Below are 23,064 nucleotides of genomic sequence, written 5' to 3'. Positions count from 1 at the left end.
CCCACCTGCCCCACGGGACTCGCCTGCCTCGTCCGGTACTCGTGCGCTCTCGTCCTTCCCTCGTCGACCGAGCACTCCGCCCGCGCAGCCACACGGTCACGGGTGCGGCGCGGCTGGAACGGGCCGGGCCACTTGCGGTGCGCGTGCGGATGCGTCATGGTGCGGGAGTGACGGGTGTGACGATCGCGAGCACGTCGGGCGACGCGGGCCTCACCGCGTCCTCGACGCCGGGGCACGGCGCACCTCCCGAGCCCGGCCCATCGGTCCAGGAGCTGCACGGCGAGGTGCTCCATGCGTTCTCGCGGCACCTCGGCGCGGAGCGAGGGCGTTCGGTCCACACACGTCGGGCCTACCTCGGCGACGTCAAGCACCTGCTGGCGTTCACGGCAGCCCGAGGGGTCACCGACATCGCCGACCTGCGCATCGGCGACCTGCGCGGCTGGCTCGGGGAGCAGGCCGACACCGGCGCGGCCCGGGCCACGATCGCCCGCCGGGCCGCGGCCGCGAGGACCTTCCTGCGATGGGCCGAGCACACCGGGCGCATCCCCACCGACCCGTCGATCCGGCTCGTCGCACCCAAGCGCTCGTCGTCGTTGCCCGGAGTGCTGAAGCAGGGTGAGGCGAGCGAGCTGCTCACCCTCGCCGCCACTCGGGCCGACGACGACGACCCGATCCACGTCCGCGACCGGGCCGTCCTCGAGCTCCTCTACGCGACCGGCATCCGGGTCGGCGAGCTCGCGGCCCTCGACATCGACGACCTCGAACTCGGCCAGGGCACGGTGCGGGTCATGGGCAAGGGCGCCAAGGAGCGCATCGTCCCGTTCGGGGCGCCGGCTGGTCGCGCCGTGGAGTCCTGGCTGGACGTGCGGTCCCGGCTCGTCGGGGAGCACTCGGGCCCGGCACTGTTCCTCGGGCGCCGAGGGCGACGCGTCGACGCGCGCCAGGTGCGCAGCGTCGTCCACGAGCTGCTCTCGCACCTGCCCGACGCCCCAGACCTCGGTCCCCACGGTCTGCGGCACAGCGCGGCCACCCACCTGCTCGAGGGCGGTGCCGACCTGCGCATGGTGCAGGAGATCCTCGGGCACGCGAGCCTCGCCACGACGCAGATCTACACCCACGTGTCGGTCGACCGCCTCCGTCGCATCTACGAACAGGCCCACCCCAGAGCCTGACTCGCCTGCGGCTGCTTCAGCCCAGGGGGAGCAGCACGATCGGTGCCCGGCCGACGAACGCCAGCGGGTCCAGGTACTGGCGCCCGCGAAGCACACCCCAGTGCAGGCAGGTCGCCGGTGCGCAGTGGCCGGGCTCACCGGTGACTGTGCCCACCACGCCGCCACGTGCGACGGCAGCGCCGACCGGGGCCACGGCCCGTACGGGCTCGAGGGTGCTGCGCAGGCCACCCGGGTGCGTCACGACGACGACGCCGCGGCCAGCCAGCACGCCGGCCCACGTCACGGTCCCGGACTCGGGGGAGCGGACCTGCTGCCCGACGGCCGCGGCCAGGTCGACGCCGCGATGTCCCGAGCCCCAGGGCTGGTCGGGCGGGTCGAAGCCGCGCTCGACGCGTGGCGCCGGATCGAGCGGCCAGACCCACGTGGCCCGAAGGCCCGACGCGGGCGAACGGCTTTGCGGCGCAGATGGGCCCGCGGTTCCCGGTGTCGTGCCGGCAACGACGCCGACGCCGAGGACGGCGCTCGTGACGAGCGCGGCCAGTCCGGATCCGAGGCCCATGGACCCATCGTGAGGGCGCCGCCGTCGTGGCCGTACCTACGCCGGCGACGCTGTGGACGAGCAGCCCGCTACAGGCCGGGGTGTGGACAGCCGCGAAACGGCGGGACGCCGTCGTCCGCGGGCGGGTGGGATTCGGTGCTCACTCGACGTGGGGACCCCGGCGGGGCTGATGTGGTTGTGCGCTCACTCGACGGGGAAACAGGGGGCTGGTGGAGTTCAGCGCTCACTCGATGGGACGGTCAGGCGGGGGATCCGGATCGGTGGCCGGCGGCTGCGAGACGGCGGGCGGCTTCGTGCAGCACGTCGTCCTTCTTGCAGAAGGCGAAGCGGATCAGCGTCCGGGCGGCCTGGGGGTCGTCGTGGAAGACCGACACCGGCACCCCGACGACGCCGGCGAGGTCGGGCAGCCGTCGCGCGAACTCGAGCCCGTCGACGGCGCCGAGCGGCGCCGCGTCGGCGATGACGAAGTACGTGCCGCTCGGTCGCGCCACCTGCAGGCCCGACTCGACGAGCGCCGCGCAGAGCAGGTCGCGCTTGGCCTGCAGGGAGGCCCGGAGCGACGCGTAGACCTCGTCACCGAGCCCGAGGGCGACGGCGACGGCCGGCTGGAACGGGCCCGAGGCGACGAAGGTGAGGAACTGCTTGACCGTCCGCGCGGCCGCGACGGCCTCGGCCGGCCCGGTCAGCCAGCCCACCTTCCAGCCGGTCGCCGAGAAGGTCTTGCCGGCGGAGCTGATGGTGATGGTCCGCTCGGCCATGCCGGGCAGCGTCGCCATCGGCACGTGCACGGCGCCGTCGAAGACGAGCTGCTCGTACACCTCGTCGGTGACGACCCACGCGCCGTGCTCGCGCGCGAGCGAGGCGATGAGCTCGAGCTCGGCGCGGGTGAAGACCTTGCCGGTCGGGTTGTGCGGCGTGTTGAGCAGCACGAGCCGGGTGCGTGAGGAGAACGCCGCCCGCAGCGACGCCTCGTCGACGGCGAAGTCGGGGAAGCGCAGCACCGAGGTGCGACGCGTCGCCCCCGCCAGCGCGATCGTCGCCGCGTAGGAGTCGTAGTACGGCTCGAAGGTGACGACCTCGTCGCCGGGCTCGCACAGGGCGAGCACGACGGCCGCGATCGCCTCGGTGGCCCCGGCCGTCACGAGCACCTCCGACGCCGGGTCGACGCTGAGGCCGTAGAACCGCTGCTGGTGGGCAGCGACAGCCTCGAGCAGCTCGGGCACGCCGGCACCCGGCGGGTACTGGTTGCGCCCGGCGTCGATGGCGGCCTTGGCGGCCTCGAGCATCTCGCGTGGGCCGTCGGTGTCCGGGAAGCCCTGGCCGAGGTTGATGGCCCCGGTGCGCGTGGCGAGGGCCGACATCTCCGCGAAGATCGTCGTGCCGAACGGGGTCATGCGGGAGATCAGCGGCGAGCCCATGGGCCGACACTACCCAGCGCCGGACGCGCCGCCCGGCCCGGCGTGGCCGCGCGGCGTTCCGGGTCGAGGAGCGTCAGGAGCCGAGGCCGCACCCGGTGATGCGGTAGAGCGTGTAGTCGCCGACCGTGCGCACCTTGCTGACGGCGCGGTTGGCGTCGAGGTGCATGAGGCCGGAGCTGCGCTCCGGCTTGTCGAGCCAGTACACGTGGGGTGAGCCGATGGCCCAGCGGATGTCGTGCCGGGCGAGTGCCGCGCAGACGTCGGGCCGGTGCTCGAGGTCGTTGAAGCCGGTGCCGATGACGATCTCGTCGCCGGTGGTCGGGATCGGCAGCGAGCGGTAGAGGGTGTTCGTGCCGAAGAGCGCGTACATGAGCGGTGTGCCGTTCTCGGGCCGGCCGACGACGCCCTGCCCGGCCGGGATGTCGGCGGCGAGCTGCCGCAGGGCCTCCTGGGCCTCGAACGACAGGATGACGCGTCGGGCCTGGGTGGGCCGGAAGAACCCGGACAGCATCGAGCTGCGGGTCGAGCCGTTCCACACGACGGTGAGCAGCGGGAGCAGCGCCAGGGCGACCACGGACGCGACGAGCGGCCGCGCGCGGACCGCCGGGACGCGGAGCAGGAGCGCCCGCAGCGCCGGCGCCGCCGCAGCGACGAGGACGACGCCGGGCACAGCCGCGAGAGAGGCGAGCCGGACCTTGTCGTTGTACCAGTAGCCGGTGATGATCGCGGTCCACGACGCCGTGGACGACGCAGCCATGACGTACAGGGCCACGGCCGCCAGCCACATGGCCACGACGGGGATCGCCGCGCGGGCCCGCAGGACGATCCACCCGATCCCGAGGGCGATGAGCAGCAGCACTCCCCACAGCACGACCGAGATCTGGAGCTTGCCGCCGACGACCTCGACGAGGGCGGTCCACATCGACACGTGCCCGGTCCAGGCGTAGGACTGGGTCGAGGCGAGGCGTGCCGAGATGGTGGGCGCCGCGACGAGGACCGCCACACCGACGACCGCCACGGCGAGCAGGTCGCGGGCCACCTTCCACCACGCCGTGTGACCCAGCCAGCCCGCCCGCAGCCTCGCGGTGACGAACCAGACGAGCGCGAAGACGACGAGGGCCACGAGCGCGTTGGGCTGCACGAGCGCCAGCCCGGGCAGGGCCGCGGCGAACCCGAGCCACTGGCCGACGCGTCGGGACCGGGCCGCCTGGAGCATGAGCGCGAGGGCGCCGGGCGTCAGGGAGTTGGCCATGAGGTTGGGCCAGAGCACGCCCCAGCCGAGCAGGATCGCCGGGAAGGAGATGAACGCGGCCGAGGCGAACCCGGACGCGTAGGTGACCAGCCGCGAGGTGCCGAGCGCGTGGCGCACGAGGGCGACGCAGCCGAGCGGCCACACGACCGCGGCGAGCACGACCGTCGCGACGTTGGTGCCGGGCAGCACCTGCTGGCCTCCCCACGGCAGCAGGCCGGTGGCGATCCAGGAGTGGAAGCCGTTGGGGTAGAAGGTGGGGTTGGCGATCGAGAAGTTGCCGGTCTCGAGGAAGAGACGGATGCGATCGAGGTGGTAGACGGCGTCCGGGCTGTCGACGAGCTCGTCGGGGCGCCCGATCGCGGGCAGCGTCGTGGCGAGTGACACGGCGACGCCGATGAGGACGGCCACCACGGCGTCGGGGTTGGGCCGTCCGAGCACGCGGCGAGCGGTGCCGACCTCGGGCTCGGGGCGGCGCACTCGGTGCAGGACGCGTCGGGCGACGACGGCGAGGAGCCAGGCGAGGCCCGACGCCACCACGGTGACGGCGAGGAGAAGGCCAAGGCCCCATCGGAGGCCGACGCGCTGGGCCACCGTGGCGGCCGCTGCGATGATGCCGACCGACACCGCGGGGGCGACCGCGAGCGCCTCCATGCCGCGCGTGCCGAGGGCGCGCACGATGAGCCAGCCGGGCACGACGAGGACGGCGGTGAGGACGACGAAGACCGGGATCGTCTGGAACCAGCTGTCCCAGCCCGTCGAGTACGGCATGGCCGCCATTCTCGCCCGTCGACGCGATTTCCCCACAACCCGGGTCAGGCCGTAGGATTGACGGCGGTCACGTGTGCCTGCATGCGCGACCGAATTCGCGCGTCTTCGACCGGGCCTCGCGCCCGGGACACGTCACGGCAGTCCCGACCTCGTCGGGCGGGACGGGTCAAGGCGCCAGGAGTGTGGCCAGCCACGGCCGGGGAGACCCAGCCGGACGCGACGCCGCCGGACAACTGACAACAACAACCACACAAGGGAGAACACGGCATGGCCGTCGTCACCATGCGCCAGCTCCTCGAGAGCGGCGTCCACTTCGGGCACCAGACCCGTCGCTGGAACCCGAAGATGAAGCGCTTCATCATGACCGAGCGCAACGGCATCTACATCATCGACCTCCAGCAGTCGCTGACGTACATCAACAACGCGTACGACTTCGTCAAGGAGACCGTCGCCCACGGCGGCACCATCCTCTTCGTCGGCACGAAGAAGCAGGCCCAGGAGCCCATCGCCGAGCAGGCGACGCGCGTCGGCATGCCGTACGTCAACCACCGTTGGCTCGGTGGCATGCTCACCAACTTCCAGACGGTCTCCAAGCGCCTCACGCGCCTCAAGGAGCTCGAGGAGATCAACTTCGACGACGTGGCCGGGTCGGGTCGCACGAAGAAGGAGCTCCTCGTCCTCAAGCGTGAGAAGGACAAGCTCGAGAAGACCCTCGGCGGCATCCGCTCCATGGCCAAGGTCCCCTCGGCCGTGTGGATCGTCGACACGAAGAAGGAGCACCTCGCCGTCGACGAGGCGCGCAAGCTCGGCCTGCCCGTCATCGCGATCCTCGACACGAACTGCGACCCCGACGAGGTCGACTACAAGATCCCGGGCAACGACGACGCGATCCGCTCCGTCACGCTGCTGACGCGCGTCGTCGCCGACGCCGTCGCCGACGGTCTGGTCCAGCGCTCCTCCGGCAAGTCCGGTGGCGACGCGCAGGCCGAGGAGCCCCTGGCCGAGTGGGAGCGCGAGCTCTACGCCGACGCCGCTGCCACCGAGGCCACCGAGGCCACCGAGGCCACCGAGGCCACCGCGGCCCCGGTCGAGACGCCGGCCCCCGAGGTCGCCGCCGAGATCGCGGTCGACGCGCCGGCCGAGGCGCCCGCCGCCGAGGCTGCTCCGGCCGAGCAGGCCTGAGCCTGCCGGACCGCGTACCAGTCGAATCCACTGACGAAAAGAGCGATACAGAGCATGGCGAACTACACCGCCGCTGACATCAAGGCCCTGCGCGAGCAGACCGGCGCCGGAATGATGGACGTCAAGAAGGCGCTCGACGAGGCCGAGGGCGACCGCGCCAAGGCGATCGAGATCCTGCGTGTCAAGGGCCTCAAGGGCGTGACGAAGCGTGAGGGTCGCACGGCCTCCAACGGTCTCGTCACCGCGAAGGCGACCGACGGCGTCGGCACCCTCGTCGAGGTCCTCTGCGAGACCGACTTCGTCGCGAAGGGCGAGAAGTTCATCGCCCTCGCCGACCAGGTCCTCGAGCAGGCCATCGCCTCGAAGGCCGGCAGCGCCGAGGAGCTCCTCGCGAGCTCGACGCCCGACGGCCGCACCGTCCAGCAGCTGCTGGACGACGCGAACGCGACGATCGGCGAGAAGATCGAGATCAAGCGCGTCGCCCGCGTCGAGGGTGCGAACGTCGCCGCCTACCTCCACAAGACGAGCCCGGACCTGCCCGCGCAGATCGGTGTGCTCGTGGCGATCGAGGGCGGCGACGACCAGGTCGGTCGCGATGTCGCGATGCACGTCGCGGCCTTCAGCCCGACGGTCCTCACGCGTGACGAGGTCGCGGTCGAGACGGTCGAGAACGAGCGTCGCGTCGCCGAGGCCACGGCCCGCGAGGAGGGCAAGCCCGAGGCCGCCCTTCCCCGCATCATCGAGGGTCGCGTCAACGGCTTCTTCAAGGAGAACGTCCTGCTCGAGCAGCCGTTCGCCAAGGACGCCAAGAAGTCCGTCGGCAAGGTCCTCGAGGAGGCCGGCGCCACCGCGACGTCCTTCGCCCGCTTCCGCGTGGGTCAGTGAGGGCCTCCTGACGTCCCACGCCCGGCGCTGACGCGCCTCAGGCACGACCGATGCCGGTCGCCCCTTCCCGGGGTGGCCGGCATCGTCGCGTCCGTCCTCCCCTTCGACCGGCGCCTGACCCGGCCGGCCCGCCCTCACGAGGAGCGCCCATGAGCACGAGCACTTTCGAGGCGCCGACGCGCGTCGACGACGGACCGCTCACGGTCGCGATCACGCGGCGCGTCGCCCCGGAGGACGGCGACCTCATGCAGGCGTGGGTCCATGCGGGCACGGCGATGGCCGAGCGGTTCCCGGGCTTCCTCGGGGCCGGCTGGATGCGCTCGGGCTCCCACGACTGGCACATGCTCTACCGCTTCGACTCCCGCGAGCACCTCGACGCGTGGGAGACCTCCGTCGAGCGCTCGCGGTGGCTGCGTTCGGCCGAGGACCTCGTCGAGCACCGCCGCACGGAGTACCGCACCGGCATCGAGGGCTGGTTCGACGAGCCGACGTCGCGCACGGTCCACGGGCCCGAGGTGGGCCCGCCCGGCCCGGCCGCGCCGCCGCGCTGGAAGCAGGCGAGCGTCATCTGGCTCGCCTTCTTCCCGACGAGCCTGGCCCTGACCTACCTGCTGCTGCCGGTGTCAGCAGCCTGGCCGGTCCCTCTGCGGGTCCTCGTCTCGACGCTGCTCGCGACGCCCTGGATGACCTATGTCCTGCTGCCGTTCGTGACGCGCCTCTTCGGTCGCTGGCTGCACCGGTAGCGCGGCCACGGTGCGACCCCGAGGTGTCTGGGGGATCACAGCTCCGCTGTCTCGTGGGTCACGGCGCAGACATACCCTCCGGGGTACTTTCGGAGCATGACCACCACACCACGCAGGCTCGTGGTGCTCGGCGCGGGCACGGCCGGCACCATGGTCGCCAACAAGCTCCGCCACCGCCTGTCCGAGGACGACTGGACGATCACCGTCGTCGACAAGGACGACGTCCACGACTACCAGCCCGGCTATCTCTTCCTGCCGTTCGGGACCTACACGCCCGAGCAGGTACGCCGGACGCGTCGGGCCCTCATCACCGCCGGCGTGCGGGTCGTGCTCGCGGAGGTCGACCGCGTCGATGCCGACGCCCGGGTCGTCAGCCTCGCCGACGGTCGCGAGCTCGGCTACGACCACCTCGTCATCGCGAGCGGCACGAGCCCGCGACCCGACCAGACGCCCGGAATGCTCGGCCCGGAGTGGCACCGCTCGGTGGGTGAGTTCTACACGTACGAGGGATCGCTCGCACTGCGCGAGCGGCTCGCGGCCTTCACCGGTGGACGGCTCGTCGTGCACGTCACCGAGCTGCCGATCAAGTGCCCCGTCGCGCCGCTCGAGTTCACGATGCTCGCCGACGACCATCTGCGCCGTCGCGGACCGCGCGACCGCACCGAGCTCGTCTTCGTCACGCCCCTGGACGGCGCCTTCACCAAGCCGGTGGCCAGCCGCGAGCTCGGCCACGCCCTCGACGAGCGCGGCGTCCGGGTCGAGACCGACTTCATGATCGAGCGGGTCGACCAGGAGCGCAAGGTCATCGTCAGCTACGACGAGCGTGAGGTCGCCTACGACCAGCTCGTCACGGTCCCGCTCAACATGGGCGCCGACTTCGTGGCCCGCTCCGGCCTCGGCGACGAGCTGAACTACGTCCACGTCGACAAGCACACGTTCCGCTCGCCCGAGCACCCCGAGATCTTCGCCCTCGGCGACGCGAGCGACATCCCGACCTCCAAGGCCGGCTCGGTCGCGCACTTCTCGGTCGAGGTCTTCGTCGAGAACTTCGTCGAGCTGGCCGCCGGGCGACCGATGACCCACTCCTTCGACGGGCACGCCAACTGCTTCGTCGAGTCCGGTGGCGGCAAGGCGTTGCTCCTCGACTTCAACTACGACACCGAGCCGCTCACCGGCACGTTCCCGCTGCCGGTGGTCGGGCCGCTGCGACTGCTCAAGGAGTCCCGGGCCAACCACCTGGGCAAGCTCGCGTTCCGCCACGTCTACTGGAACGCGCTGCTGCCCGGCCGGCCGCTCGGGCTGCCGTCGCACATGACGATGGCGGGCAAGGTGCCCGCCTGATCGAGGCGAGATGCCCACGCAGAGAGGAAGGTCCACCACCATGACCACGACGACCATCGCCGGCCGGCAGGTCGACGTCAACGAGGAGGGCTTCCTCATCGAGCCCTCGCAGTGGACCGAGGAGCTCGGCGAGGAGCTCGCCCGGCTCATCGGCATCGAGATGACCGACGAGCACCGCCGGCTCGTCCGGTTCCTCCGCGAGGACTACGAGGCGGAAGGCCAGACGGCGACGCTGCGCCGGGTCAGCACGCGCACCGGCGTGCCGGTCAAGACCCTCTTCACCCTGTTCCCTGGCAAGCCGGCCAAGAAGCTGGCCTACGTCGCCGGCCTGCCCAAGCCGAAGGGATGCGTGTGATGACCACCACGACGACACCGACGACCGCCCCGTTGGTCCCCACGTTCGACGAGCCCGAGGGCTCGGGACGCAGGCTGGCGATCATCTGCAGCAAGGGCAACCTCGACATGGTCTACCCGGGGCTCATCCTGGCCAACGCCGCCGTGGGGGAGGGGGTCGAGACGCACCTGTTCTTCACCTTCTGGGGTTTCGACATCATCACGAAGGCGACGATGGACGACCTCAAGTTCAGCTTCGTCGGCAACACCGCGATGCACCCGCCGGGCCACAGCAGCATGGGGATCCACCACATGCTCGGCGCCCTGCCCGGTGCCACGAGCCTGGCCACGAAGATGATGAAGAAGCAGATCGCCGAGCTCGACGTGCCCGACGTGCCGGAGTTCCTCGAGATGCTGTCCGGCTCGGGCGTGCACCTCTGGGCCTGCCGCATGTCGGCCGACATGAACCACCTGACCGAGGCCGACCTCTACGACGGCGTCGAGGGGATCATCTCGGCGAGCGACTTCATCGAGAAGACCGAGGGCGCACAGCTGCTCTTCATCTGAGCCCGGCACGCTCCGGGCCTTTCACACGATCTCCACATGTCGCCCGCACGGCCTGCGGGCTGCTGCTCCTACGCTCGAGGCATGAACCAGGGGAGTGCGGCACCGGCGGCCGGGCAGACGACGTTGCTCGTCGTCGAGGACGACGTCACGATCAACCAGGCCCTTACGGACCGCCTTGTGGCAGAGGGCTTCCGGGTGGTCCAGTCCTACGACGGTCCGAGCGCCGTGGCCCAGCACGACGAGCACCGGCCCGACCTCGTGCTCCTCGATCTCATGCTGCCCGGCTTCGACGGCCTCGAGGTGTGCCGCCGCATCCAGGCAGAGCGGCCCGTCCCCGTCATCATGCTGACGGCCCGCGCGGACGAGACCGACCTGCTCGTCGGGCTCGGCGTCGGCGCAGACGACTACGTCACCAAACCCTTCCGGATGCGCGAGGTCGTCGCCCGCATCCGCACCCTGCTGCGCCGCGTGGAGCGGGCCCGCGAGCTGGCCACCGCGCAGCCGGAGCTGCTCGTGCTCGGCGCGCTCGTCGTGGACCGCGGGTCCCGACGCGTCACCGTCGAGGGCGCCGACGTGCACCTGACGCCGCTCGAGTTCGACCTGCTCCTCGCACTGTGGGCCGAGCCCGGCGTCGTGCGCACCCGCGACGAGCTGATGCGCGAGGTGTGGGGCTGGGCCGACGCCGGTCGCACCCGCACGCTCGACAGCCACGTCAAGGCGCTGCGGGCCAAGATCGGTGGCGACCGCGTCCGCACCGTCCACGGCGTCGGGTACGCGCTCGGGACGGTCGCGTCGTGAGTGCTCCCGCGACACCGCGCTCCCAGCCGGACGCCGACGCGCATCCCAGGCCGCACCTCAACACCGAGCGCCCGCTCGACGGCGTCCGCTCCGTCAAGGCCAAGCTGGGCCTGCTCGTCGGCGCGAGCATCGTCGCGGCCATCGTCGTGGCCGAGATCGGCGACCGGGCCGGCGTGCCGGGCTGGCTCACCGTGCCCGTCACCATCGCCGCCGCGCTCGGCGTCACCCAGTGGCTCGCCCGCGGCATGACCTCCCCGCTGCGCGAGATGACCGACGCCGCGGCCCGGATGGCCACGGGCGACTACTCCCGACGCGTCACCGCCACGTCGTCGGACGAGGTGGGCACCCTGGCTCAGGCCTTCAACACCATGGCGAGCGACCTCGCGTCGGCCGACCAGCAGCGACGCCAGCTCGTCGCCACGGTGTCCCACGAGCTGCGCACGCCGCTCGCGGCCCAGCAGGCCCTGCTCGAGAACCTCGTCGACGGCGTCGTGCGCCCCGACGACGCCGTCCTGCGCACCGCGCTCGCGCAGGCCGAGCGGCTCGGCTCGCTCGTCGGGGACCTGCTCGACCTCAGCCGCGTCGACGGGGGAGTCGACCGCCTCACCCTCGCGCCCGTGCGCCTCGCCGACCTCGTGGAGCGCGCCGTGGGGGAGGCGCGCGTCGGCGCGACCGGCGCGGTTGGTGGGTCCGGCGGCGTCCGCGGCCCGCGCAGCGTGCGGCACGTGGTGTCGGTCGAGCCGGCCGACCTCGTCGTCACCGCCGACCCGGCCCGCCTCGCGCAGGTGCTCGCCAACCTGCTCGACAACGCCGCCCGGCACAGTCCGGTCGACGGCACCGTGACCGTCAGCGCCGGCCGGGAGGGTGCGGACCGCTGGTGGCTCGAGGTCGCCGACGAGGGCCCCGGCATCCCGCCCGAGCGCGCCGAGCGCGTCTTCGACCGCTTCGGATCGGGGGACGACGCCGGCGGCGGCACCGGCATCGGCCTGGCCATCGCCAGCTGGGTGTGCGAGCTGCACGGCGGGTCGATCCAGGCGCTGCCGGCCGAGCCCGGCCGCCCGGGCGCCCGCGTGCGCGCCGTCCTGCCCTGTCGACCCGAGGTCGGCGACCCCGTGCCGCCACCGGCACCACCTCCGGCCGCGTCACCCACCGCGTCAGCCGCCGCACCGACCTCCGCACCGTCAGCCTCCGCACCGACCTCCGCACCGTCAGCCTCCGCACCGACCTCCGCACCGTCAGCTGCACGAACCACCCCACCGAAGGAGACCGTCATGTCGACCGCGCCCAGCCCGACCCCGGCCGGAGCCACGGGTGCGCCACCGCTGCAGCCCCCGCTGCTGCCGCCGCCGTCGTCACCGTCTTCACCGCATCCGGCCACCCGGCCGGTGGCGCTGCCCGGGCCGCTCGTCGACACGCTCTTCGGTGACCTCTGGCCCGAGTCCGGCCTGCGCCCGCAGACACGGCTGCTGCTCACCGCGGTCGGTGTCGGCATCCTCTCGGCGGTGCTCCTGCCCTACCGCAACATGGGCGTGGCCCTGTTCACCGTGCTCGTCGTCGGTGGCGTCGTGCTGTGGCGCACGACGGAGCGGCGGCGCAGCCGGTGGACCGTGACGACCGCGGTCGTGTGCGTCGCGCTCGCGTCCCTCGCAGTGCTGCGCGCCGCGCCGTGGCTCATGGTCCTGGCCGTGCTCGTCGGACTCGTGCTGACCGCCACGGCCCTCACCGGCGCGAAGCCGCTGACCTCGATCGTCGCCGCCGTCGCCTCCGGACCGCTCGCGGCGTTTCGCGGGCTGCCCCTTCTCGGGCGGACCGTCGCGGCCACGAGCCGGGTCACGATCGTGTGGCCGGTCGTGCGCACCGCCGCCATCTCCCTCGTCGCCCTCGTCGTGTTCGGCGGGCTCTTCGCCTCGGGCGACGCGATCTTCGGCTCGTGGGCGAGCCACCTCGTGCCGCAGCTGGCGTGGGACAGCCTGATCTTCCGGTTCTTCGTCGGCTTCGTCATGGGCGGGGCCCTGCTCGCAGCCACCTACGTCGCCCTCAACCCGCCGCGTGTCGAGCGGGTCGTCGTGCCGGAAGGGCGCCCGGTCGCCCGCGCCTGGGAGTGGGTCGTGCCCGTCGGGATGGTCGTCGTCGTCTTCGTCGGCTTCGTCGTGGCCCAGGCCGCGGCCCTCTTCGGCGGGCACGACTACGTGCAGCGCACGACCGGCCTGACCTACGCCGACTACGTGCACCAGGGCTTCGGGCAGCTCACGGCCGCAACGCTGCTGACGCTCGCGACCGTCGCCCTGACCGTGCGCAAGGCCCCGCGCGAGAACGCCCGCGACCGCCTCGTGCTGCGCGTCGTGCTCGGCGCCCTCAGCGTCCTGACGCTCGTCGTCGTCGGGTCGGCCCTGCACCGGATGGACCTCTACCAGCAGGCCTACGGCTTCACGGTCCTGCGGCTGCTCGTCGTCGCCTTCGAGCTGCTCCTCGGGCTGCTCGTCGTGCTCGTCATGATCGCGGGCGCCCGGCTCGAGGGCTGGTGGCTGCCGCGCGCCGCCGTGATGGCCGTGGCCGCGTTCGTCCTCGTCGGCGGGCTCCTCAACCCCGAGGCCTGGGTGGCCCAGCGCAACATCGACCGCTACGCCGCGACGGGCAACCTCGACGTCGCCTACCTGTCGACGCTCGGCCCCGACGCCGCCCCGACGATCGTCGCCGGCCTGCCCCGCGAGGTCTCGGCCTGCGTCGTCACCTCCGACCCGGCCGCCGGTGACGACGCGCTCGCCTGGAACCTCGGCCGCTCGCGGGCCGCGGCGCTCGGCGTCGCCCCGGCCTCCGGCGCCGAGGCGGACCGGTGCGCCACCCTGCGGAGGACCGGCCTGGTCCGCTGAGGCAGGATGGCCGGGTGCGTCGTGACATCGCCGAGCAGTTCGAGCTCGACCCGGCCCTGACCCACCTCAACCACGGCGCATTCGGTGCGGTGCCCCGGTCGGTGCGTGAGGCCCAGGACCGGGCCCGCACCCGCATCGAGGGTGCGCCGATGCGCGCGTTCCGCGACGACCTGCCGGACGCGCTGGCCGCCGCCCGGTGCGAGGCGGCCGCCTTCATCGGGGTCCCCGATGACTCGACGGCGCTGGTCCGCAACGTCACCGAGGCCGTCGGCGTCGTGCTCCAGGGGCTCGACGTCGGGCCCGGCGACGACGTCGTCGTCAGCAACCACGGGTACCTCACGGCCGGCTGGTCGGCCGAGGCGCGCGGCGCGACCCTGCGCACGGCGTCGTTCCCGGTCGACGCCGACCCGGCCGATGTCGTCGCCGCCTTCACGGCAGCGGTCACCCCGCGCACCCGGCTCGTCGTCATCGACCAGATCACCTCTCCGACCGCGCTCGTGCTCCCCGTCGCCGAGGTCGCCGCCGCCGTGGCACCCGTGCCCGTCCTCGTCGACGCCGCCCACGTCCCCGGTGCGCTGCCCGACCTCGACGTCGAGGCCATGGGCGTCGCCTTCTGGGCCGGCAACCTGCACAAGTGGGCGTACACCCCACGCGCAGCCGCGACGCTCTGGGCTGCGCGGGAACACCGCGAGCGGCTGCGCCCGCTCGTGACGTCGTGGAGCCACGGCCTGCCCTACCCGGAGCGCTTCGACCTGCAGGGCACCGTCGACCACTCCGCATGGGTCGTCGTGCCCGACGGGCTCGCCGCGTGGAGCGACCTCGGTGGCTGGGACCAGGTCGCGTGCAACGCCGAGCTGCTCCTGCGCGGAGCGGCGCACGTCCGGGGAGTCCTCGGCACCGCCTCGCCGCACGGCGGACTGCCGTCGGCGCCGTGCCTGCACCTGGTCGCCCTGCCGGACGGCGTCGCCTCCTCGACCGAGGAGGCCGAAGCCCTGTGGCAGCGGCTGCACGCCGCCGGGTTCGTCGTGCCGCCCGTCGCGTTCGAGGGACGCGGGTACCTGCGCCTCGCGGCCGCGCCGTACAACGACGAGGACGACTACGTGCGGCTCGCGCAGGCTCTGCCGGGAGTGCTGGGAGCCTGACGCCGCCCGGTGCGGGGCTCGATGCAGTCGATCCCGACGGGATGTGGAAAGATCGATCGACCCTGCGATCGCATCCCACGAGGAGGCCCCGCGCCCATGACCGACGCCCAGACCACCCCGTTCCACCGGGTCCTGCTCAAGCTCTCCGGTGAGGTGTTCGGCGGCGGAGCCATCGGCCTCGACCCCGCCGTCGTGGCCGGGATCGCCAAGCAGATCGCCGAGGCCGTCCGCGGCGGCGTCCAGGTGTCCGTCGTCATCGGCGGCGGCAACTTCTTCCGCGGCGCGGAGCTGCAGCAGCGCGGGATGGACCGCACCCGCGCCGACTACATGGGGATGCTCGGCACGGTCATGAACTGCCTCGCCCTGCAGGACTTCCTCGAGAAGGAAGGCATCGAGACGCGCGTGCAGTCCGCGATCGCGATGCAGCAGGTGGCCGAGCCCTACATCCCGCGCCGCGCCATCCGCCACCTCGAGAAGATGCGCGTCGTCATCTTCGGCGCCGGCGCCGGCATGCCGTACTTCTCCACCGACACCGTGAGCGCCCAGCGCGCCCTCGAGACCAAGTGCGACGCCCTGCTCATCGCCAAGAGCGGTGTCGACGGCGTCTACACGGCCGACCCGAAGACCGACCCGACCGCCACGAAGTACGACACGCTGACCTTCGAGGAGGGCCTCGCGAGCGGCCTGCGCATCGTCGACGCCGCCGCGTTCAGCCTGTGCATGGAGAACAAGCTGCCGATGATCGTCTTCGGCATGGAGGGCCCGGGAAACATCACCCGTGCCCTGCTCGGTGAGAGGATCGGCACGCTGGTCACCAACGCCTGACCACCCCGACACCCGAGCACCACCCGCTCGCGGACCCACCCGCGGCACCCAGACACCGCAAGCCCACCCGACCCGAGGGACGAGGAAGCCACACCGCCATGATCGAAGAGACGATGTTCGAGGCCGAGGAGAAGATGGACAAGGCCGTCGAGGTCCTCAAGGAGGACTTCGCGGGCATCCGCACCGGCCGCGCCAACCCGGGCCTGTTCAACAAGCTGACGGTCGAGTACTACGGCGCCCCGACGCCACTGCAGCAGCTCGCCTCGTTCCAGAACCCCGAGCCGCGCACCATCCTCGTCATCCCGTTCGACAAGTCGGCGATGCACGAGATCGAGAAGGCGATCCGCGACTCCGACCTCGGCGTCAACCCGAGCAGCGACGGCCACCAGATCCGGTGCGTCATGCCAGAGCTGACCGAGGAGCGCCGCCGCGAGTACATCAAGCTCGCCCACGGCAAGGCCGAGGACGCCCGCGTCTCCGTGCGCAACATCCGCCGCAAGGCCAAGACCGACCTCGACAAGCTCGTCAAGGACGGCGAGGTCGGCGAGGACGACGGCTCGCGCGCCGAGAAGGAGCTCGACGGCCTCACGAAGAAGCACACCGACCTCGTCGACGGTCTCGTCAAGGCCAAGGAGGCCGAGCTGCTCGAGGTCTGACCTCGCGGCTCCACCCCATGATGACGACCGACTCGCCGTCGCAGCCCGAGGACCACGCGTCCGCGGCGCACGCCGACGACGGCGACGGGCTGCTCGAACCCGTGCCCTACGACCCCGCGCTCGACGACGTCGCCGGCCTGCCTCCGGAGAAGGTCATCGAGAAGCGCCCGAGCCGTGCCGGGCGCAACCTACCCGCCGCGATCGGCGTCGGGGTCGGACTCGGCGTCGTCATCGTCGCGACGCTGCTGCTGGCCAAGGTGTCCTTCCTCGTCGTCGTCGTGATCGCCGTCGGGGTCGCCATCTGGGAGATGCGTGGCGCGCTGCGGCACGCCGGGGTGCACGCCCCGATCATCCCGGCGCTCGCCGGCTCGGTCGGCATGGCCTGGGCCGCCTACGTGCACGGGCCCGGCGCGTTGACGGTGGCGTGGGCGCTGACCTGCCTCGCCGTCGTGCTCTGGCGCGGCACCGGACGCCTCGACGGCGCCGGGCGCGACGTGCTCGGCGGCATGTTCGTCGCGACGTACCCGACCTTCCTCGTCGGGTTCGCCGTGATGCTCCTGTCGGCCGAGGACGGCGTCGGGCGGGTGTTCGTCTTCCTCATCACGACGGTGTGCAGCGACGTCGGCGGCTACGCGGCCGGCGTCCTCTTCGGCAAGCACCCGATGGCCCCGACGATCAGCCCCAAGAAGTCGTGGGAGGGCTTCGCCGGTTCGGTCCTGCTGTGCATGGTCGGCGGTGCGCTGACCGTCCACTTCTTCCTCGATCACGCGTGGGTCATCGGCGTCCTGCTCGGCGTCGGGGTGGCCGTCGCGGCCACGGTCGGCGACCTCATGGAGTCGCTCATCAAGCGCGACCTCGGCATCAAGGACATGTCGAACATCCTCCCGGGCCACGGCGGCATCATGGACCGGCTCGACTCGCTCGTCGTCGTCGCGCCGATCGTGTGGGCCGTGCTGACGCTGCTCGCCGCACAGCCCTCCTGAGTCGTCACTGCGCGGCATTGGGCCGTTGCGGCCGGGCCTGCGAGAATGGGCCCGCCATGACCGACATTCACGCGCCGACCACCGTGCCCCTGCCCGAGCCGACGGCCGACCGGCCCGAGCCCGGCCAGCTGACCTTCCGCGCCCCGCGCCGCGGCAAGCCGCCGCGCCACCTCGCCGACCTCAGCCCCGCCGAGCGCAAGGAGGCTGTCGAAGGCCTCGGCCACAAGGGGTTCCGGGCCAAGCAGCTCTCGACCCACTACTTCGAGCGCCTCGTCGACGACCCCGAGCAGATGACCGACCTGCCCAAGGCCGTGCGCTCCGACCTCGTCACCGACCTGCTCCCGACGCTGCTGACGCCGATCGTGCAGCGCGTCGCCGACGACGGCCAGACGATGAAGTACGCGTGGCGCCTGCACGACGGCGCCATCGTCGAGTCGGTCCTCATGCGCTACCCGAAGCGCGTCACCATCTGCATCTCGAGCCAGGCCGGGTGCGGCATGAACTGCCCGTTCTGCGCCACCGGCCAGGCCGGCCTGACCCGCAACATGTCGGCCGGCGAGATCGTCGAGCAGGTCGTGTGGGCCGCCCGGGCGCTGCGCCGCGGCGAGCTCGCGGGCGGCGACGACGAGGACCGCGAGCACCCGCTGCGCGTCAGCAACGTCGTCTTCATGGGCATGGGCGAGGCCCTGGCCAACTACAAGGCCGCCATCGGCGCCATCCGACGCCTCACCGACCCGGCGCCCGACGGCCTCGGCATGTCGGCGCGCGGTATCACGATGTCGACGGTCGGCCTCGTGCCCGGCATCGACAAGCTCGCCGCCGAGGGCATCCCGGTCACGCTCGCGCTCTCGCTGCACGCGCCCGACGACGAGCTGCGCGACGAGCTCGTGCCCATCAACACGCGGTGGAAGGTCGACGAGGCCCTCGACGCCGCCTACCGGTACTACGAGGTCACCGGTCGGCGCGTCTCCATCGAGTACGCCCTGATCCGCGACATCAACGACCAGGGCTGGCGCGCGGACCTGCTCGGCGAGAAGCTCGCCGCCCGGGGCAAGGGCTGGGTGCACGTCAACCCGATCCCGCTCAACCCGACGCCGGGCTCGAAGTGGACGGCCTCGCGCCCCGGTGTCGAGCAGAACTTCGTCGAGCGGCTGCGCGCCCACGGCGTGCCGACGACGATCCGCGACACGCGCGGCCAGGACATCGACGGCGCCTGCGGCCAGCTCGCCGCCGCCACCGCCTGACGCCCGAGCCGCCGGTCAGCCGCGCAGGCGTGCCAGGGCCGGCGTGGGGTCGACCCCGACGTCCGAGGCGACGAGCCGGACCAGCGACTCGGCCTCCTCGGCGCAGGCGGCGCACGCGCGCAGGTGCACGAGCATCTCGGGCAGCTGCCCGGTGTCGGGGTCCTCGACGAGGGCCTCGGCGTACCGGTCGGCGAGGGCGAAGCAGTCCTCGCACGACAGCCACGGCTCCGTCGGCAGGGTGAGCGCCCGGACGTCGTCGGGCGTCAGTGGCCGTGGTGTGGATGTCATGGTGTCTCCCTGCTGGCCGGCTTGCCGGCTGGTGAGCCGGCCGGTGACAGGTGTCCAGTGGTCGTGAGGTGGCGGCGGATCCGGCTACGCGCCACGCTGAGGGTCTTGTACAGCGCCCCGCGCGTCGTGCCGAGTCGGTCGGCGAGCACGTCGATCGGCACGTGGTCGAGCAGCAGCGCGACGGCGATCCGACGCTGGTAGGGCGTGAGCGCGTCCGCGAGGGCCGACGCCACTGCCGCGGCGAGGTCGGCGGCCTCGGCGAGGTGCTCCGGACCGGGGGCCGTGTCGGTCCAGATGCTGTCGGCCCACGCTGCGTCGTCGGGCAGGCACACCTCACGCGTCGCCCACGCCCGGCGCCGCACCTCGTTGGCCGCGTGGAGGACGCCGAACTTGTAGGCCCACGTCGTGAACCGGCTGCGGCCCTCGAAGGTGTCGAGTCTGGCCAGCACCGCGACGACAGCTTCGTCGGCCGCGCCCTCGACGAGCTCGTCGAGGACCGCCGCGCCGACCCCGGGCAGCTGGCCCCGCAGGTGCCACACCTGGTGTCGGCACGCCCTGACGAGCAGGCCGCGCAGCTCGCGGAGTGCCTCCTCGCGGCGTGCGCCTGTCCCGGCGAGGTCGGCCGCCCAGTCGCGTCCCCCGTCCGGACGCGCGAGGCCTGCGGGCGGGCGCACGGCGGCCTCGAGGGCCGTCCGTGCGGCACCGTCGGCGTCGGCGATGGTCACGGGGTCGATCCTTCCGGGGAGAGGATGCGCGCGGCAAGTACCGGCGGGCAGCCGCGGTCGACGAGCTGGAGGAGCGCGTGCACGTCCACGCGTCGGTCCGCGGCGAGCCGGCCCGCGAGGTCGGCGTCGAAGCCGGCCTCGAGCAGTCGGCACCGGCGCCACACCGTCACGTCGACGGGTGGTCCCGCGGCCCCGCACCCGGCGACGCGGGTCGAGTGGATGGTCATACCTCCTTGGTGTCACGGACGTCGACGCCCTTACCCGCCGCGGTAAGACCCCGCCCGGACCGGACACCAAGCAGGTGTCGCAACCCGCAGGCGCCTCGCGCGGCACGGGTGGCGAGCCGTCCACCACATCCGACTCGAAGAGGAGCCTCCATGTCCCACACGCACCCCGCCCCGTCGAGACCCGGTGACCTCATCGACGCCACACCCGCGGCCAGTCGCCCGGATCCCGCCCGCCAGGCCTACCTCGTGCTGCGCACCGCCTTCACCGTGGCCCCGATCGTCTTCGGCGCCGACAAGTTCGCCCACCTGCTCGCCGACTGGGACCGCTACCTCGCACCGCAGATCGCCCATCTGTCGCCCTTCACCGTGCACCAGACGATGTACGTGGTCGGCGCCGTCGAGATCGCGGCGGGCGTGGTCGTCGCGGTGTGGCCGCGTCTCGGGGCGCCGGTCGTCGCCGCATGGCTGGCGGGGATCATCGTGAACCTGCTGCTCCTGGGCGGGTACGGCGACATCGCCCTGCGCGACTTCGGCCTCATGCTGGCGGCCGTGGCGCTGGGTCGGCTCGCCGTCGTGTACGACCGGCGAGCGCTGCCGTGGGCGCGCCGCACGACCTCCTGACGCGGATTGGGTCCGAGCCGGGCGGCCTTGTCGCTCAGGCGCTCTCGGCAGCGCGGTAGGTGCGCCGGTAGGCCAGGGGAGAGACGCCGACCGCTGCCGAGAGGTGCTGGCGCAGTGAGGCCGTCGTGCCGAACCCTGCCTCGGCCGCGACGCGGTCGACCGGCAGGTCGGTCGTCTCGAGCAGGTGGCGGGCCCGGTCGACGCGGGCGCGGGTCAGCCACGTCACCGCCGTCTCGCCGGCCTCCTCGCGGAACCGACGCGTGAAGGTGCGCACGCTCATGCCGGCGTGCCGCGCGAGGTCGGCGAGGCCGAGCGGCTCGCCGAGGTGCTCGAGGGCCCACACGCGTGTCGGGCCGGTGCCGGCGTCGGCCTCCTCGGGCACGGGCCGGTCGATGAACTGGGCCTGGCCGCCGGCCCGCCACGGTGCGACGACGGCGCTGCGCGCGACCCGGTTGGCCGCCTCGGCGCCGAGGTCGGAGCGCACGAGGTGCAGCAGCAGGTCGATGCCGGCCGCGTTGCCGGCGGAGGTGAGCACGTCGCCCTCGTCGACGTAGAGGACGTCGGGGTCGAGGGTCACCCGCGGGAAGTACCGGCGGAACGCGTCGACGTGGCACCAGTGCGTCGTCGCCGTGCGCCCGTCGAGCAGCCCGAGGCCGGCGAGGGCGAACGCCCCGGTGCAGATGGAGATCCAGCGGGTGTCCGGTCGCACCGTCGCCGCGAGGTCGCGGAGCGCGTCAGGCACCCGGCCGGTGTCGACGATGCCGCCGTAGATGCCGGGCACGATGACCGTGTCAGCCTCTGCCAGAACGGAGCTCGCGTGTGTGGGCAGCGCCTGGTAGCCGGCTGAGGTGGTGACGGGGCCGTCGTCGAGGGTGCACATCGACACCTCGTACGGGAGGGGAGCGCCGGTCAGCGGGCCGGGCCAGCCGGGGTCGAGGGCTGCGGCGCGCAGGAACCGGTGGGGCAGGCCGAGCTCGAAGGCCACGACGTTCTCGAGGGCGAGGACGACGACGCGGTGCGGATCACGGCCGGCGTGGCAGGTCATGGCCAGATCCTTGCACATGTTGTCCATCTGGTCACTCGTCGCGCGAAGGGCAGAGCGGGCACAGTGGCCCGGTGACCCTCACCGACCGCTCCGCCGCCGCACCGGCCCCGGGCGCCTCCGCCACCCGACGCGTCCACCCCGCCTGGTGGGTCGCCCTCGTCACGTTCCTGACGATCATCGGCGCCGCCGGCTTCCGCTCGACCCCCGGCGTGCTCATGACGCCGCTGCACGAGGAGTTCGGCTGGCCGATGGGCGTCATCGGCGCCGCCGTCTCCGTCAACCTCGTCCTCTTCGGTCTGGCGGCCCCCTTCTCGGCGGCCCTCATGGAGCGGCTCGGCATCCAGCGGGTCGTCGCCGTCGCGCTGGTCCTCGTCAGCGTCGGCTCGCTCCTGCCGATCTGGATGACGCAGTCGTGGCAGCTGGTCCTGTGCTGGGGATCGTCGTGGGGATGGGCACCGGCGCGATGTCGATGGGCCTGGTCGCCACCGTCACGGGGCGCTGGTTCGTGGCGCGGCGCGGGCTCGTCACCGGCATCCTCACCGCGGCCGGGGCCACCGGCCAGCTCGTCTTCCTGCCGCTCCTGGCCTGGCTCGCCGAGCACCACGGCTGGCGCACCGCCGCCGTCACGACGTCCGCGGCCGCCCTCGCCGTGGTGCCCCTCGTGCTGTGGAAGCTGCACGACCACCCGAGCGTCCTCGGCATCACCGCCTACGGCGCGCCGGCCGGAACCCCGGTCGGCCGTCCGCCCCGGCCCACCGGCCACCCGGCGCGCCTGGCCCTCGAGACGCTGCGCGACGCGTCGCGCACCCGCGTCTTCTGGCTGCTCGCCGGCAGCTTCGCCGTCTGCGGCGCGTCGACCAACGGCCTCGTGGGCACCCACTTCATCCCCGCTGCGCACGACCACGGCATGCCGACGACGACGGCCGCCGGCCTGCTGGCCCTCGTCGGCGTCTTCGACATCCTCGGCACCGTATTCTCCGGCTGGCTCACCGACCGCGTCGACCCGCGGGTGCTCCTCGCCGCCTACTACACGCTCCGCGGCGCTTCTCTGTTCCTGCTGCCGTCGCTCTTCAGCGACCGCATGCACCCGAACATGCTGGCGTTCGTGCTCTTCTACGGCCTCGACTGGGTCGCCACGGTGCCCCCGACGATCGCCCTGTGCCGCCTCGCCTACGGAGAGCGGGCGCCCATCGTCTTCGGCTGGGTGTTCGCCTCCCACCAGCTCGGCGCGGCCGTCGCGGCGGTCGGCGCGGGCCTCGCCCGCGACCAGCTCGGCACCTACGACCTCGCCTGGTACGTGGCCGGCGCGCTCTGCCTCGGGGCGGCCCTGATGTGCGTGGCGATCACGACCGCTCGGCTGTCAGATGGGTCACCTCGGCGCACGGACTCTGGCGCGGAGGCCGCACCGGCGGCACAGTGA

22 protein-coding genes and 1 pseudogene are annotated in these 23,064 nt (G+C 72.7%); 16 read left to right on the top strand and 7 right to left on the bottom strand.

Going from position 1 to position 23,064, the window contains the following annotated elements:
* The first annotated feature begins 272 nt into the window (after nucleotides 1–272).
* On the top strand, nucleotides 273–1,172 hold the full coding sequence (locus tag AC3A5R_RS01975; protein ID WP_487620103.1) for a tyrosine recombinase XerC: 900 nt from the start codon (nucleotides 273–275) through the stop codon (nucleotides 1,170–1,172).
* 16 nt (nucleotides 1,173–1,188) lie between these two features.
* Here the strand turns inward: AC3A5R_RS01975 and AC3A5R_RS01970 are convergent, their stop codons facing one another.
* From AC3A5R_RS01970 to AC3A5R_RS01960, 3 genes are all read right to left on the bottom strand, one after another.
* Nucleotides 1,189–1,731 carry a peptidoglycan DD-metalloendopeptidase family protein gene (locus AC3A5R_RS01970; RefSeq protein WP_487619105.1) on the bottom strand — a complete coding sequence of 181 codons (543 nt, stop codon included), beginning with the start codon at nucleotides 1,729–1,731 and terminating at the stop codon, nucleotides 1,189–1,191.
* Between the two features lie 239 nt (nucleotides 1,732–1,970).
* A complete protein-coding gene (locus AC3A5R_RS01965) occupies nucleotides 1,971–3,149 on the bottom strand; it encodes a pyridoxal phosphate-dependent aminotransferase (protein ID WP_487619104.1) in 1,179 nt (392 codons plus the stop codon).
* A 73-nt stretch (nucleotides 3,150–3,222) separates the two neighbouring features.
* A complete protein-coding gene (locus tag AC3A5R_RS01960) occupies nucleotides 3,223–5,169 on the bottom strand; it encodes a DUF6541 family protein (RefSeq protein ID WP_487619103.1) in 1,947 nt (648 codons plus the stop codon).
* Between the two features lie 267 nt (nucleotides 5,170–5,436).
* Between AC3A5R_RS01960 and rpsB the strand changes: the two genes are divergently transcribed.
* From rpsB to rlmN, 13 genes are all read left to right on the top strand, one after another.
* Nucleotides 5,437–6,351 (top strand): 30S ribosomal protein S2, encoded by a 915-nt coding sequence (rpsB, locus tag AC3A5R_RS01955; protein ID WP_487619102.1) that lies wholly within the window; start codon nucleotides 5,437–5,439, stop codon nucleotides 6,349–6,351.
* Nucleotides 6,352–6,405: 54 nt separating this feature from the next.
* The gene (gene tsf / locus AC3A5R_RS01950) at nucleotides 6,406–7,236 is read left to right on the top strand and encodes a translation elongation factor Ts (RefSeq protein ID WP_487619101.1); all 831 of its coding nucleotides are present in this window, start codon (nucleotides 6,406–6,408) and stop codon (nucleotides 7,234–7,236) included.
* Between the two features lie 149 nt (nucleotides 7,237–7,385).
* Complete coding sequence (locus tag AC3A5R_RS01945; protein ID WP_487619100.1) at nucleotides 7,386–7,979, top strand: antibiotic biosynthesis monooxygenase; 594 nt, start codon at nucleotides 7,386–7,388, stop codon at nucleotides 7,977–7,979.
* A gap of 96 nt (nucleotides 7,980–8,075) precedes the next feature.
* A complete protein-coding gene (sqr, locus tag AC3A5R_RS01940; protein WP_487619099.1) occupies nucleotides 8,076–9,320 on the top strand; it encodes a type III sulfide quinone reductase, selenoprotein subtype in 1,245 nt (414 codons plus the stop codon).
* A gap of 40 nt (nucleotides 9,321–9,360) precedes the next feature.
* A complete protein-coding gene (locus AC3A5R_RS01935) occupies nucleotides 9,361–9,675 on the top strand; it encodes a TusE/DsrC/DsvC family sulfur relay protein (protein WP_487619098.1) in 315 nt (104 codons plus the stop codon).
* On the top strand, nucleotides 9,675–10,220 hold the full coding sequence (locus AC3A5R_RS01930) for a DsrE/DsrF/DrsH-like family protein (RefSeq protein ID WP_487619097.1): 546 nt from the start codon (nucleotides 9,675–9,677) through the stop codon (nucleotides 10,218–10,220). The genes AC3A5R_RS01935 and AC3A5R_RS01930 overlap by 1 nt, the downstream gene beginning before the upstream one ends.
* 81 nt (nucleotides 10,221–10,301) lie before the next feature.
* A complete protein-coding gene (locus tag AC3A5R_RS01925) occupies nucleotides 10,302–11,018 on the top strand; it encodes a response regulator (protein WP_487619096.1) in 717 nt (238 codons plus the stop codon).
* Complete coding sequence (locus AC3A5R_RS01920; RefSeq protein WP_487619095.1) at nucleotides 11,015–13,888, top strand: DUF4153 domain-containing protein; 2,874 nt, start codon at nucleotides 11,015–11,017, stop codon at nucleotides 13,886–13,888. The genes AC3A5R_RS01925 and AC3A5R_RS01920 overlap by 4 nt, the downstream gene beginning before the upstream one ends.
* A gap of 14 nt (nucleotides 13,889–13,902) precedes the next feature.
* Nucleotides 13,903–15,030, top strand: a complete 1,128-nt coding sequence (locus tag AC3A5R_RS01915) for an aminotransferase class V-fold PLP-dependent enzyme (RefSeq protein ID WP_487619094.1) — start codon at nucleotides 13,903–13,905, stop codon at nucleotides 15,028–15,030.
* Nucleotides 15,031–15,126: 96 nt separating this feature from the next.
* On the top strand, nucleotides 15,127–15,855 hold the full coding sequence (pyrH, locus tag AC3A5R_RS01910; protein WP_076259775.1) for a UMP kinase: 729 nt from the start codon (nucleotides 15,127–15,129) through the stop codon (nucleotides 15,853–15,855).
* A gap of 98 nt (nucleotides 15,856–15,953) precedes the next feature.
* Nucleotides 15,954–16,511 carry a ribosome recycling factor gene (frr, locus tag AC3A5R_RS01905; RefSeq protein WP_076259774.1) on the top strand — a complete coding sequence of 186 codons (558 nt, stop codon included), beginning with the start codon at nucleotides 15,954–15,956 and terminating at the stop codon, nucleotides 16,509–16,511.
* A gap of 17 nt (nucleotides 16,512–16,528) precedes the next feature.
* Complete coding sequence (locus tag AC3A5R_RS01900) at nucleotides 16,529–17,494, top strand: phosphatidate cytidylyltransferase (protein WP_487619093.1); 966 nt, start codon at nucleotides 16,529–16,531, stop codon at nucleotides 17,492–17,494.
* Nucleotides 17,495–17,550: 56 nt separating this feature from the next.
* A complete protein-coding gene (gene rlmN, locus AC3A5R_RS01895) occupies nucleotides 17,551–18,738 on the top strand; it encodes a dual-specificity RNA methyltransferase RlmN (RefSeq protein ID WP_487619092.1) in 1,188 nt (395 codons plus the stop codon).
* 15 nt (nucleotides 18,739–18,753) lie between these two features.
* Here the strand turns inward: rlmN and AC3A5R_RS01890 are convergent, their stop codons facing one another.
* The 3 genes from AC3A5R_RS01890 to AC3A5R_RS01880 are packed head-to-tail and all read right to left on the bottom strand — an operon-like array spanning nucleotide 18,754 to nucleotide 19,978.
* Nucleotides 18,754–19,026, bottom strand: a complete 273-nt coding sequence (locus AC3A5R_RS01890) for a hypothetical protein (protein WP_487619091.1) — start codon at nucleotides 19,024–19,026, stop codon at nucleotides 18,754–18,756.
* A complete protein-coding gene (locus AC3A5R_RS01885) occupies nucleotides 19,023–19,751 on the bottom strand; it encodes a sigma-70 RNA polymerase sigma factor region 4 domain-containing protein (protein ID WP_487619090.1) in 729 nt (242 codons plus the stop codon). The genes AC3A5R_RS01890 and AC3A5R_RS01885 overlap by 4 nt, the downstream gene beginning before the upstream one ends.
* Nucleotides 19,748–19,978, bottom strand: a complete 231-nt coding sequence (locus AC3A5R_RS01880) for a hypothetical protein (RefSeq protein ID WP_487619089.1) — start codon at nucleotides 19,976–19,978, stop codon at nucleotides 19,748–19,750. The genes AC3A5R_RS01885 and AC3A5R_RS01880 overlap by 4 nt, the downstream gene beginning before the upstream one ends.
* A 150-nt stretch (nucleotides 19,979–20,128) precedes the next feature.
* On the opposite strand from AC3A5R_RS01880, the gene AC3A5R_RS01875 reads away from it, so the two are divergent.
* Nucleotides 20,129–20,599, top strand: a complete 471-nt coding sequence (locus AC3A5R_RS01875; RefSeq protein WP_487619088.1) for a hypothetical protein — start codon at nucleotides 20,129–20,131, stop codon at nucleotides 20,597–20,599.
* A 34-nt stretch (nucleotides 20,600–20,633) separates the two neighbouring features.
* Here the strand turns inward: AC3A5R_RS01875 and AC3A5R_RS01870 are convergent, their stop codons facing one another.
* The gene (locus AC3A5R_RS01870) at nucleotides 20,634–21,644 is read right to left on the bottom strand and encodes a GlxA family transcriptional regulator (RefSeq protein ID WP_487619087.1); all 1,011 of its coding nucleotides are present in this window, start codon (nucleotides 21,642–21,644) and stop codon (nucleotides 20,634–20,636) included.
* 71 nt (nucleotides 21,645–21,715) lie between these two features.
* Here AC3A5R_RS01870 and AC3A5R_RS01865 point away from each other — a divergent pair.
* Nucleotides 21,716–23,064: pseudogene (locus AC3A5R_RS01865) on the top strand (MFS transporter).

The sequence above is a fragment of the Intrasporangium sp. Soil_C_50 genome (assembly GCF_057656595.1).
This window is presented reverse-complemented; position numbering and strand designations above follow the sequence as displayed.